This is a genomic window from Pseudonocardia sp. ICBG1034, assembly GCF_020131375.1.
In the GTDB taxonomy this organism is placed as follows: domain Bacteria; phylum Actinomycetota; class Actinomycetes; order Mycobacteriales; family Pseudonocardiaceae; genus Pseudonocardia; species Pseudonocardia alni.
The window spans coordinates 93,638-105,604 of record NZ_JAHLEK010000023.1 but is presented as its reverse complement, the minus strand read 5'-3'; the positions used below and the strand labels follow the sequence as shown (position 1 = coordinate 105,604).

12 protein-coding genes and 1 tRNA gene are annotated in these 11,967 nt (G+C 73.8%); 8 read left to right on the top strand and 5 right to left on the bottom strand.

Annotated features, from left to right (window positions below; translation table 11 throughout):
• The first annotated feature begins 27 nt into the window (after window positions 1-27).
• Entirely contained in the window at window positions 28-546 is a 519-nt protein-coding gene (locus KPF22_RS24675; protein WP_224403423.1) for a MauE/DoxX family redox-associated membrane protein, read from the top strand.
• The gene (locus KPF22_RS24670) at window positions 546-1,283 is read left to right on the top strand and encodes a thioredoxin domain-containing protein (protein ID WP_208819892.1); all 738 of its coding nucleotides are present in this window, start codon (window positions 546-548) and stop codon (window positions 1,281-1,283) included. The genes KPF22_RS24675 and KPF22_RS24670 overlap by 1 nt, the downstream gene beginning before the upstream one ends.
• On the opposite strand, the gene KPF22_RS24665 is transcribed toward KPF22_RS24670, so the two are convergent.
• Entirely contained in the window at window positions 1,234-1,899 is a 666-nt protein-coding gene (locus KPF22_RS24665) for a YitT family protein (RefSeq protein ID WP_224403422.1), read from the bottom strand. The two genes, KPF22_RS24670 and KPF22_RS24665, sit on opposite strands and share 50 nt — an antisense overlap.
• A gap of 67 nt (window positions 1,900-1,966) precedes the next feature.
• On the opposite strand from KPF22_RS24665, the gene KPF22_RS24660 reads away from it, so the two are divergent.
• Window positions 1,967-3,427: a PLP-dependent aminotransferase family protein gene (locus KPF22_RS24660; protein ID WP_224403421.1), complete on the top strand. Its 1,461-nt coding sequence runs from the start codon at window positions 1,967-1,969 to the stop codon at window positions 3,425-3,427.
• 6 nt (window positions 3,428-3,433) lie between these two features.
• Here the strand turns inward: KPF22_RS24660 and KPF22_RS24655 are convergent, their stop codons facing one another.
• Window positions 3,434-4,936, bottom strand: coding sequence for an SLC13 family permease (locus KPF22_RS24655; RefSeq protein WP_224403420.1), 1,503 nt, complete (start codon window positions 4,934-4,936; stop codon window positions 3,434-3,436).
• Complete coding sequence (locus KPF22_RS24650) at window positions 4,933-5,421, bottom strand: gluconokinase (RefSeq protein WP_224403973.1); 489 nt, start codon at window positions 5,419-5,421, stop codon at window positions 4,933-4,935. The genes KPF22_RS24655 and KPF22_RS24650 overlap by 4 nt, the downstream gene beginning before the upstream one ends.
• Window positions 5,422-5,638: 217 nt before the next feature.
• Between KPF22_RS24650 and KPF22_RS24645 the strand changes: the two genes are divergently transcribed.
• Both KPF22_RS24645 and KPF22_RS24640 read left to right on the top strand, forming a co-directional pair.
• Window positions 5,639-6,361: a FadR/GntR family transcriptional regulator gene (locus tag KPF22_RS24645; protein WP_224403419.1), complete on the top strand. Its 723-nt coding sequence runs from the start codon at window positions 5,639-5,641 to the stop codon at window positions 6,359-6,361.
• 124 nt (window positions 6,362-6,485) lie between these two features.
• On the top strand, window positions 6,486-7,412 hold the full coding sequence (locus KPF22_RS24640) for a TrmB family transcriptional regulator (RefSeq protein WP_224403418.1): 927 nt from the start codon (window positions 6,486-6,488) through the stop codon (window positions 7,410-7,412).
• Between the two features lie 10 nt (window positions 7,413-7,422).
• Here the strand turns inward: KPF22_RS24640 and KPF22_RS24635 are convergent, their stop codons facing one another.
• A complete protein-coding gene (locus KPF22_RS24635; protein ID WP_224403417.1) occupies window positions 7,423-7,950 on the bottom strand; it encodes a S9 family peptidase in 528 nt (175 codons plus the stop codon).
• A 120-nt stretch (window positions 7,951-8,070) separates the two neighbouring features.
• On the opposite strand from KPF22_RS24635, the gene KPF22_RS24630 reads away from it, so the two are divergent.
• Window positions 8,071-8,143 (top strand) — tRNA-Ala (locus KPF22_RS24630).
• 326 nt (window positions 8,144-8,469) lie between these two features.
• On the opposite strand, the gene KPF22_RS24625 is transcribed toward KPF22_RS24630, so the two are convergent.
• On the bottom strand, window positions 8,470-8,625 hold the full coding sequence (locus KPF22_RS24625) for a hypothetical protein (RefSeq protein ID WP_224403416.1): 156 nt from the start codon (window positions 8,623-8,625) through the stop codon (window positions 8,470-8,472).
• A 315-nt stretch (window positions 8,626-8,940) separates the two neighbouring features.
• Between KPF22_RS24625 and KPF22_RS24620 the strand changes: the two genes are divergently transcribed.
• Window positions 8,941-10,467, top strand: a complete 1,527-nt coding sequence (locus tag KPF22_RS24620) for a Re/Si-specific NAD(P)(+) transhydrogenase subunit alpha (protein WP_224403972.1) — start codon at window positions 8,941-8,943, stop codon at window positions 10,465-10,467.
• Between the two features lie 3 nt (window positions 10,468-10,470).
• Complete coding sequence (gene pntB / locus KPF22_RS24615; protein WP_208819884.1) at window positions 10,471-11,880, top strand: Re/Si-specific NAD(P)(+) transhydrogenase subunit beta; 1,410 nt, start codon at window positions 10,471-10,473, stop codon at window positions 11,878-11,880.
• Window positions 11,881-11,967: the final 87 nt, after the last annotated feature.

Sequence of the window (11,967 nt, the reverse complement as noted above, 5' to 3'; positions counted from 1 at the left end):
CCGGCGGGCTCGCTAGGCTCCCGGGTCGTGACCGCAGTCCGCCCGCTCGACGTGCTGGGCACCGTGCTGCGGCTGGGGCTGGCGGTGGTCTGGCTGGTGTCGGGGGCGGTGAAGCTGTCCGAGCCGTTCACCACGGCCGTCGCCGTCGCCGCCTACCGGGTGCTGCCGGACGCGCTCGTCGTGCCGGTCGCGACCCTGCTGCCGCCGCTGGAGATCGCACTCGGCCTGCTGCTGCTCGCGGGCCTCGCCACCCGGCTCGCCGCGGTGGTGGGCACCGTGCTGCTGCTCGCGTTCGTCGCCGGTCTGGTGCAGGCGTGGGCGCGCGGGCTGGCGATCGACTGCGGCTGCTTCGGCGGTGGCGGACCGGTCGACCCCGACGACACCGGCTACGGCCTGGCCCTGCTGCGCGACCTCGCCTTCGTCGCGGCCGCGGTGTACCTGGTGGTGCGCCCGCGCACGCTGTTCTCCCTCGACGGGCGCGGGGACCGGGCCGCGGCACACGACCACGACCGGCGGGCGCCGGCGGACGCGACGGAGGAGCACTGATGGGACAGAGCGAGCGCGAGCGCCGGCAGGCCGCGCAGGCCCGGCTGCAGGCGGCGGGGATCAACTCCGCACGCACCTCGAGCGGGCTCGGTCGCAACCTCGGGATCGGCGCGCTCGTGCTGGTCATCGCCCTGGCCACGGGCGTGTACGTGCTGTACCAGAACTACCAGAAGGCGACCGTCGCGACCTACCCGGTGACCCGCGACGGCGTCGTCGTGAAGGCCGGGAACCAGGCGGCCCCGGTGACCGTCGACCTCTACGAGGACTACCTCTGCCCCGCCTGCAGACAGCTGGAGAGCAGCGTCGGGAACCAGCTCACCACCGCGGTGAACGAGGGCAAGGCGAAGATCAACTATCACCACGTCGTGATCCTCGACGAGCGCTCGACCCCGCCCGGCTACTCGACCCGCGCCGGCAACGCCGCGCTGTGCGCCGCCGACGCCGGGATCTTCCCCGCCTACCACTCCCGCCTGTACGCCGACCAGCCCGCCGAGGGCAGTGCCGGCAGGACGGTGCAGGAGCTGGCCGCGCTCGGCACCGAGCTGGGGGCCACGGGCGACTTCGCGGGCTGCGTCGCCCGGCAGGCGAACACCCAGGCGATCGCCGACGCGACCAGGGCGGCCGTCGCCGACCCGGCGGTGGCGCCCGGCGGCCGTTTCGGGACCCCGACGGTGATGGTGAACGGGGTCAAGATGGATCTGAGCAACGGGGACTGGCTGCCGAAGGTGACGGGCTGACCGCACCCACGGTGAAGCGCGGCAGGAACCACTGCACCAGCGGCCCGACGGCGAGTGCGTAGACCACCGTCACCGGGCCGAAGACACCGCCGAGCGCCCATCCGACGAGCACGACCGTCACCTCGATCGCGGTCCGCACCAGCCGCACCGACAGGCCGGTGCGGGCCGCGAGCCCGGTCATCAGCCCGTCCCGCGGGCCCGGCCCCAGCCCGACCCCGATGTAGGCCGCCGTCGCCGCCGCGTTCAGCACGATCCCGGCGACGGCGTACGCCGTCCGCAGCCACAGCGCCTCCGGGGCGGGCAGCACCGCGAGCGCGGTGTCCACCGTGGCCCCGATGACGACGACGTTCGCCACCGTCCCCAGCCCCGGTCGTTCCCGCAGCGGGATCCACAGCAGGAGCACCCCGACCGCGACGACCACGGTCACCGCGCCCACCGGCAGGGCCGTACGGCCGGCGACGCCCTGGTGGAACACGTCCCACGGCATCGAGCCGAGGGCCGCGCGCATCATCAGCGCCATCGAGACCGCGTAGGCGACCAGGCCGGCCACGAGCTGGATGAGCCGCCGGGTGCGCCGCGGCATCCGCAGCGACCAGCGGGAGCTGTCGATCGTCACGAGATGGCATGCTGCCCCTGTCGGTGGCCTGTCGTCACCGTGCCACCCGAGCGGAAGTGGATCGGGAATGACGCAGGGGATCGGGGCGGAGCGCCTCGCCGCGCTGTGTGGTGACGTCCACGGCGGGCGCGGCCCGGCGTACCGGGTGCTGGCCGACGCCGTGCGGGTGCTGACCGGTGACGGCAGGCTGCCGTCGGGTACCCGGCTGCCGGCCGAGCGGGCGCTGGCCGAGGCGCTGGGCGTCAGCCGGGTCACCGTCGCCCGCGCCTACCGCGACCTGCGCGACGACGGCTGGGCCGACGCCCGGCACGGGGCGGGCACCTGGGTGCGGCTCCCGGACCGCACCGGGGGCGTCGACGGGGTCTGGGCGCCCGGGCCGGTGGACCGCGGCACGATCGACCTCGCCCACGCCGCGCCCGCCGCGCCCGCGGTGCTGCCCGACCTGGTCGCCCGCGCCGTCGAACGGGGTGCCGCGGAGCTGGCCGGACACGGCTACGGCCCGGACGGCCTGCCCGCGCTGCGGGCCGCGATCGCCGACCGGTTCACCGCCCGGGGGCTCCCGACCGGGCCGGAGCAGGTCGTCGTGACCGGCGGGGCCCTGCAGGCGATCGGGATCGTCGTCGCCGAGCTGGCCGGGCCCGGCGACCGGGTGCTCGTCGAGCACCCCACCTACCCGTCGGCGCTCGACGTCGTCGCCGACGCGGGGGCGGTCGCCGTCCCGGTGGCGGCGGACGGCGCCGACGCGACCCCGCAGACCGTGCTGCCGCGGGCCGCCCGGCAGACCGCTGCGCGGGTCGCGTACCTGATGGCGGACTTCCAGAACCCCACCGGCCGCCTCCTCGACGACGACGCCCGCGCCCGGCTCGTGCAGCGCCTCTCCCGCCAGGGCACGGTCGCCCTGGTCGACGAGACCTTCGCCGAGCTGGACCTGCGCGAGTGCGCCACGGGGCCGCTGCCGTGCGCCGCGCACGCCGCCGGTCCCGACGACGTCGTCACCGTCGGCGGGCTGAGCAAGATCGTCTGGGGCGGGCTGCGGATCGGCTGGATCCGGGCCGGCCGCGAGCGCGTCGCCCGGATGCGACGACGGCTGGCCCGCGCCCAGCTGGCGCTGCCGGTGCTGGAGCAGCTCGTCGCCGTCGAGGTGCTGGAGCGGCTCGACGTGCTGCGGGCCGAACGGGCCGGGGTGCTGCGCACCCGGCGCGACCTGCTGGCCGCCGAGCTCGCCGCGGCCCTGCCGGACTGGCGCTTCACCGTCCCCGACGGCGGGCTGGCGCTGTGGTGCGACCTCGGTGCGCACGTCTCGACGGCGCTGACCGCGGCCGCCCCGCGACACGGCCTGGTGCTGGCGCCCGGCCCGCGGTTCGGGGCCGGGCACGCGTTCACCGACCGGTTGCGGGTGCCCTTCACCCATCCCGGTCCGGTGGCGGCCGAGGCGGTACGGCGCCTGGCCCGCACCGCCCGCGACGTCGACGGGCCGGGCCGGACGGCCGGCGCCGACCCGGCGACCCGGGCCGGCGTCGTCGTCTGAGCGGGGTCAGATCACCAGGTCGATCACCAGTACCAGGACCAGGCCGGAGACCGAGATGACGGTCTCCATGATCGACCAGGTCTTGATGTTCTGGCCGACGGTGAGCCCGAAGTACTCCTTGACCAGCCAGAACCCGGCGTCGTTGACGTGGGAGAAGAACAGCGAGCCCGCGCCGATCGCCAGTACCAGCAGCGAGGTCTGGGTCGGGTCGAGCGTCGGCAGCAGCGGGACGAGGATGCCCGCGGCCGTCACCGTCGCGACGGTCGCCGACCCGGTCGCGAGCCGGATCGCCACCGCGACCAGCCAGCCCAGGAGCAGCGCGGAGATGCCGGCGCCGGTGGCCCAGCCGGCGATCATCGCACCGATCCCGGTGTCGACCAGGGTCTGCTTGAACCCGCCGCCCGCGGCGACGATCAGCACGATCCCGGCGATGGCGGGCAGCGACTTCTCCAGCGAGCCCATGATCCCGGCGCGGTTCATGCCGGATCCGGTGCCGAGGGTGACCATCGCGACCAGCACCGAGAGCAGCAGCGCGACCAGCGGGGTGCCGACGAAGTCCAGCGCGGCGCGCACCGGGTTGCCCTCGGGTGCGGCGATGTCGCCGACGGCCTTGCCCATCATCAGCACGACCGGCAGCAGCACGGTGAGCAGGGTGGCGGCGAACCCGGGGCGCCGGGTGGGCCCGCCGTCCGGGGCGTCGCGATCGACGGCGGCGTCGCTGCCGGACCCGCTGCCGGACCCGCTGTCCGGGTCGGTGCCGGTGGTGGCGGCGGCCGATCCGCCGGACGCGGTGCTGCTCCCGGCCGCGACCCGGGACTCGAAGAGCGCCGGCGGGGACACGTCGACCCAGCGGGCCGCGACCTTGGCGAACAGCGGCCCGGCCAGGACGACGACCGGGATCGACACGAGCACGCCGAGGACCAGGGTGATGCCCAGGTCGGCGTCGAGGATGCCGATCGCGGCGAGCGGGCCGGGGTGCGGCGGGACCAGGCCGTGCATGGCGGAGAGCCCGGCCAGCGCCGGGATGCCGACGGCGATCAGCGAGACCTGGGCGCGGCGCGCGACCAGGAAGATGACCGGCATCAGGATGACCAGGCCGATCTCGAAGAACATCGGCAGGCCGATCAGTGCGCCGACGGCGGCCATCGACCACGGCAGCGTCCGCGGGCCGGAGCGGGAGACGATCGTGTCGACCAGCCGGTCGGCACCGCCGGAGTCGGCGAGCAGCTTGCCGAACATCGCGCCCAGCGCGATCAGCGTGCCGACGCTCGCGGCGGTGGAGCCGAAGCCGTCGGAGAAGGCCTCCACGGCGTCGCCCATCGACATGCCCGCCACGCCCGCGACGAGCAGCGAGCCGATGGTCAGTGCGAGGAACGGGTGCAGCGAGAACTGCGTGATCAGCAGGACCAGCGCGACGATGCCCACCAGCGCGGCGGTCACCAGGCGACCGGCGGAGGCGACCGGCTGGGCCTGCTCCGCGGCCAGGACGAGTGCGGGGTGCAGTGTCATCGCGGGGCCACCTCCGGCCCGGTGACGGCGACGGCGCCCGCGACGATCTCGTCGACCGGCCGGCGGATGTCCAGCGTCGTCCCGGCCTCGTCGGCGGCCAGCGGCTCCAGGGTGGCCAGCTGGGAGTCGAGCAGCGCGGTCGGCATGAAGTGCCCGGAGCGCCCGCCCATGCGCTCGGCGAGCACGGCGGCGTCGCCGGACAGGTGCACGAACACCGTCGACGGCGCGTGCGAGCGCAGCCGGTCTCGGTAGGCGCGGCGCAGCGCCGAGCAGGCGACGACGAGCCCGGTGCCGGTGTGCTCGGCCAGCCGGGCGCCGACGGCGTCGAGCCAGGGCTCGCGGTCGGCGTCGGTGAGCGGGATCCCCTGGGTCATCTTCGCGACGTTCGCGGCCGGGTGCAGGCCGTCGGAGTCGGTGAAGGGGACACCGAGGGCGTCGGCGAGGGCGGCGCCGACGGTGGACTTCCCGGAGCCGGACACCCCCATCACGACGACGAGCGGGTGGGGTGGTGGCTGCTGTGTCGCCGGCTGTTGCGTCACTGCATCGGCTCCTCACGGGTGTGGCGGCATCGGCACGCGGACCGGGAGTACCCGGACCGTTGTGGGAACCAGCGTGAGCTATTAGTAGTACTTTTTCAACACCGAATCGTTTCAGGTATGTCGTATCGCGTCGTCGGGTCCATGGAGTGGCACGATTCGGGTCGTGGGTGGCGCAACGGAGGGTCTGCACGGGGACGTCCTGGACCGGCTCGGTACCGCGATCGCCGCGGGGGCCATCGGGGCGGGCGAGGTCCTGCGGGCCGAGGAGCTGGTCGCGCGCTACGGCGTGTCGCGCACCGTCGTCCGGGAGGCCGTGCGCGTGCTGGAGTCGATGGGTCTGGTGCGCAGCAGGCGCCGGGTCGGCACGACGGTCGCCCCGCGGGAGCAGTGGAACGTGCACGACCCGCGGGTGATCCGCTGGCGGCTGGACGGTCCCGGCCGCGACGAGCAGCTGCGGTCGCTGTCCGAGCTGCGCTGCGGCGTGGAGCCGCTGGCCGCGGAGCTGGCCGCCGACCGGGCCACTCCCGAGCAGTGCGGTGCGCTCGTCGGCGCGGTGATGGACATGACCGTGCACGGCCGGTCCGGAGACCTGCTGGCCTACCTGGAGGCCGACGTCGTGTTCCACCGCACGCTGCTGGCGGCCTCGGGCAACGAGATGGTGGCCGCGCTGGGCGACGTCGTCGCCGAGGTGCTGGCCGGGCGCACCCGGCACCACCTGATGCCCAGCCGGCCGGAGCCCGACGCGATCCGGCTGCACCGCGACGTCGCCGACGCCGTCCGGTCCGGTGACCCGGCGGGTGCCGGGGCGGCGATGCGCGAGATCCTGCGTGAGGCGGACGCGGCGATGCGGGCCGGTGTGGCGCGCGCTCCGGGTCCTCGATTGTGATGATGGTGCGGATTCGGACGTACCAATCCGTCGTCCGCAATCGAACACAGGGGAGACCGTCGTGTGCGACGGCGCCGCGGCACCACGTCGCGGAACGGTGCCGAATGAGTGAGATGATCTCGCAATGTCCGTGCGGCGGGTGACGGAAGAACTGCAACGGCTGGGCATGTCGGGCTACGAGGCCAAGGCCTACGTCGCCCTGGTCAGCGCGGGCGAGGCGGTCAACGGCTACGAGGTGGCGAAGCGGTCGGGGGTGCCGCGCAGCACCGTCTACGAGACGCTGGGCAAGCTCGTCGGCCGCGGCGCGGCGTTCGAGGTGCGGGCCGCCGACGGCACCGGCTACGTCCCGCTGCCGCCCGCGACGCTGCTGGAGCGGATGCGCCGCGACTTCGACCGCACGCTGGGCATCCTGCAGAACGAGATCCCGCGGCTGACCGCGCCACCGCAGGTGCGGCTGGTGCACTCGCTGACCGAGCGCCGGATGCTTCTCGAACGGGCCGAGGACGTCGCCGCCGCGGCCCGCTCCGAGCTGTACGTGCTCGGCTGGCCGGAGGACGTCGAGGCGCTCAAGCCCACGATCCGCCGGGCCGAGGAGCACGGCGTCGACGTGGCCACGGTCGTCTTCGGCGCCGACGACGACCCGGTCGGCTGGCACACCGAGCACCGCTACTCGGCCCCGTCGGCGGTCGAGGCCAACCTCGGCCGGCGGATGCTCATCGTCGTCGCGGACCGGGACCAGGCCGTGATCGGGGGACTCACCGCCGACCGCACCTGGGGCCTCTACACCGACGACCCGGCCGCGGTGCTGCTCGCGCACCTCTACGTGCGCCACGACATCGCGATCCACCGCGTCGCCGACCGGTTCGCCGAGCACGGGTTCGACGAGTTCTGGGTCGACGACCCCGCCCTGCGACGGCTGCGCGAGCCCGTCGGCGAGCCCGTCCGGGCCGTCGACGGCGCGCCGCGGTCCGTCGGCCCGGAGACCGACGACCAGGGCGTCGACATCGAGGACCTGGGCGACGACGAGGACGGGCGCAGCCGGGCCGGCTGAGCGTCGCAGCTCAGCCGGCGGGGACCTGCTCCGGCCTGCGTCCGCCCAGGTGCCGGCCGACGAAGCCGAGGACGATCTGCGCCCGCTGGACGCGGTGGCGCGGCGACCCGTCGCGCGACATCCCGTGGCTCTCCTCCGGGAACCGCCAGTGCTCCACCGGCCGCCCGAGCAACCGCACCGCGGCGAACAGCGCGTCGGCCTGCTCGACCGGGCACCGCAGGTCGTCCTCGGAGTGCAGGATCGGCATCGGCACGTCGATGCCGCGGACGTGGTGCAGCGGGGACATCCGCCGGTACCCCTCCGGCGCGTCCAGCAGCGAGCGGCCCAGCTCGTGGCCGAACCACCCGGCGGCGTCGGAGCTCCAGTCCAGCGACTCCAGGTTGCCCACCGCCCGCTCGCTGCACGGCGGCGAACCGGGCGGAGTGGTGGCGGCCGGCCACGAGGTGAGGTGGCCGCCGCAGGACCCGCCGAGGACGCCCACCCGGTCCCGGTCGAGCCGGTCGACGGCCGCAAGGGCGCCGCCGAGCGCGGCGAGCACGTCGTCGCCGTCGTCCGACGTCAGGGGGCTGCACGGGGCCGACGGCAGGTATCGGCTCCGGAAGGGGCACCCCCCTTTCCGGGCCGGAAACCGGCCCGTGTAGTGTTCTTCATGTCGCAAGGGGCTGTGGCGCAGCTGGTAGCGCACTTGACTGGCAGTCAAGGGGTCAGGGGTTCGAATCCCCTCAGCTCCACCCGATACGAAAAGCCAGGACTCCGGTCCTGGCTTTTTTGTCGGTCCGAAGGGCCGTACTGCCTCGAGGGGCTTCGGCGCCCTCGCATCCCGCTCTGCCGTGCCCGGTGGTCCCGGACGGTGGGCACGGCCACGGCCTGCACCACGACGTGGCTCAGGACGAACGGCAGCATCCGACGTCGCGTCGCGCGGGCGAGCCCCACCCGGCGGACCCGAGCACGAGCAGCAGCACCCCGAGGGCGAACGGCCCGTCACCGGCCGCGACCCCGGCCGCCCGCGTGACGACGAGCCCGAGGAACCAGCCCGGCCAGGCCGACAGCGGCCTGATCAGCAGAAGGCCGCCGACACCGGGCGGACCGACTTCCGGCCTGCTCCCGGTGGCCGGCGCACGATGCCGACGCCGAGGCCGAGCGGTGCGGCTCCGCCGATCAGCTGCATCGCGGAGACGAACTCGGTGGCCCGGCCGACCTTCTCCTGCGGCATCGCCCGGGCGGCGACGAGAGAGCCGAGAAGCCCCGCGGCGGAGTCGAAGACCGATGTCGGCGTCAGAGCCGGCGGGTCACCGGGCCCACCACCCCTCCCGACGACGGGTCCGCACACCCGATCGTCGCGCTACGCTCCCGCCGGCACTGCCTGCCCGGTCGAAGGGGTGGAATCCCGGCCTGTGACGCAGTCGTGACTGCACACGCCCGGTTCCGGCATTACCTTCCGAAAGGCCCGCGACCAGCGTGAGCGACGGAGCGCGCGCGAGATCGAGGAGAGTGCATGAGCGACAGCCCTGACCCGTCGGGACCGGCGATGCGGATCGGTGTGGCCGCGGAGGCGGAGCCCGAGACCCGCGTGGCGATGAGCCCCGAGACGATCGCGAAGGTCGTCGGCCTCGGTTACGCCGTCACGGTCGAGTCCGGGGCGGGTGCCCGTGCCGGGTTCACCGACGAGGCGTACGCCGAGGCCGGTGCCGATGTCGTCGACGGTCCCGTCTGGGACACCGACATCGTGGTGCGGATCAACGCCCCGCAGCCCGACGAGATCGGCAAGCTGCGCGAGGGGGCCGTGCTGATCGCCATGCTCGCGCCGCGCTTCGAGGCCGAGCGGACCGAGGCGCTCACCGCCCAGGGCGTCACCGCACTGTCGATGGACGCGGTGCCGCGGATCTCGCGGGCCCAGTCGATGGACGTGCTGTCGTCGATGGCCAACATCGCGGGCTACCGGGCGGTGATCGAGGCGGCCCACGTGTTCGGCCGGTTCTTCACCGGTCAGGTCACCGCGGCGGGCAAGGTCCCGCCGGCGAAGGTGCTCGTGGCCGGGGCGGGCGTCGCCGGGCTCGCCGCCATCGCCGCGGCCAACAGCCTCGGCGCGGTCGTGCGGGCCACCGACCCGCGCTCCGAGGTCGCCGACCAGGTGCGGTCGCTCGGCGGCGAGTACCTGGCGGTCGAGGTGGAGCAGGAGGCCTCCACCGACGGCTACGCCAAGGCCACCTCGGCGGACTACGACAAGCGCGCGGCCGAGATCTACTCCGAGCAGGCCGCGGACTGCGACATCATCATCACCACCGCGCTGATCCCGGGGCGCCCCGCGCCCAAGCTGATCACCGCCGCGGACGTGGCGTCCATGCGCCCGGGCAGCGTGGTCGTCGACATGGCGGCCTCGCAGGGCGGCAACGTCGAGGGCTCGGTGGCGGGGGAGTCGGTCGTCACCGACCACGGTGTCACGATCATCGGCTACACCGACCTGGCCGCCCGGCTGCCCGCGCAGGCGTCGCAGCTCTACGGCACGAACGTGCTCAACCTGCTCAAGCTCATGACCCCGGAGAAGGACGGGCGGCTCGCGCTCGACCTCGACGACACCGTGGTCCGCGGCATCACCACCGCGCACGCGGGGGAGACGCTCTGGCCGCCGCCCGAGGTCACGGTGAGCGCGGCGCCCGCGGCACAGCCGGCCGAGGAGCCGAAGGAGAAGGAGCCGGAGAAGCCGCGTTCCCCGTACGCGGGTCTCGCCGCCGGGATCGTCGGCGCGCTGGCGCTGTTCGCGGTCACGGCGCTGGCCCCGGCCGAGCTCGCCGGGCACCTCACGGTGTTCGTGCTGGCGATCGTCATCGGCTTCTACGTCATCGGCAACGTGCACCACGCGCTGCACACCCCGCTGATGTCGGTCACGAACGCGATCTCCGGGATCATCGTCGTCGGCGCGATCCTGCAGATCGGCACGGGCGGCGACGCCCTGGTCATCGGGCTCGCCGCGGTCGCGGTGCTGCTCGCCGCCATCAACATCGTCGGTGGCTTCGCGGTGACCCGCCGCATGCTGCAGATGTTCACGAGGAGCTGAGCCGTGCAGACGTGGACCACTGCGGCGTACCTGATCGCCGCGATCCTGTTCGTGATCAGCCTCGCGGGGCTGTCGAGGCACGAGACATCGCGCTCCGGTGTGCTGTTCGGCATCGCCGGCATGACGATCGCGCTGGTCGCCACGGCCGTCGTCGCGCTCGGCCAGGCGTCCGGGCTGGGCGTCGCCCTGCTGCTGGTCGCCGTCGTCGTCGGCGGGGCGATCGGGCTCTGGCGGGCACGCGTCGTCGAGATGACGGGGATGCCCGAGCTCATCGCGCTCATGCACAGCTTCGTCGGCCTCGCCGCGGTGCTGGTCGGTTGGAACGGCTTCCTGGAGGTCGAGTCCGGTCACCTGCAGCTCGAGGGCTCGCTGCTGGGCATCCACCACGCCGAGGTCGCCGTCGGCGTCTTCATCGGCGCGGTGACCTTCACCGGCTCGGTGGTCGCCTACCTGAAGCTGTCGGCGAAGATCAAGTCGGCGCCGCTGATGCTGCCCGGCAAGAACGTCCTGAACCTCGGCGCGCTCGTGGCGTTCGCGGTGCTGACGGTCGTCTTCGTCCTCTCGCCGCAGATGTGGATCCTCGCCGTGCTCACGGTGCTGGCGCTGCTGCTCGGCCTGCACCTGGTCGCCTCGATCGGCGGCGGTGACATGCCGGTCGTGGTGTCGATGCTGAACTCGTACTCCGGCTGGGCCGCCGCGGCGGCGGGCTTCCTGCTCGGCAACGACCTGCTGATCATCACCGGCGCGCTCGTCGGGTCCTCCGGTGCCTACCTGTCCTACATCATGTGCAAGGCGATGAACCGGTCGTTCGTCTCGGTCATCGCCGGTGGCTTCGGCGCCACCTCCTCGGCGGCCGCCGCGGTGGAGGGTGAGCACCGCGAGGTCGACGCCGACGGCGTCGCCGAGCTGCTCGCGAACGCCGAGAGCGTCGTGATCACCCCCGGCTACGGGATGGCGGTCGCCCAGGCCCAGTACCCGGTGGCGGAGCTGACCCGCTCACTGCGCGACGCCGGCGTGAACGTGCGCTTCGGCGTCCACCCGGTCGCGGGGCGGCTCCCCGGGCACATGAACGTGCTCCTCGCCGAGGCCCAGGTGCCCTACGACATCGTCCTGGAGATGGACGAGATCAACGACGACCTCGCCGAGACCGACGTCGTGCTGGTGATCGGCGCCAACGACACCGTCAACCCGGCCGCGTCGGAGGACCCGGGCTCGCCGATCGCCGGGATGCCGGTGCTGCGGGTGTGGGACGCCAAGGACGTGATCGTGTTCAAGCGGTCGATGGCCACCGGCTACGCGGGCGTGCAGAACCCGCTGTTCTTCCGTGACAACACCCAGATGCTGTTCGGCGACGCCAAGGAGCGCGTGCAGGACATCCTGTCCTCGATCAAGAGCCTCACGAAGACGGGCTGACCGGCGGGCGACTTCACCCGGGCGGGGCGCAGGTGTTACCGAGCCGACTCCTGCGCTCCGCTTGCCCGGAACGTCCGGTGGGCACTC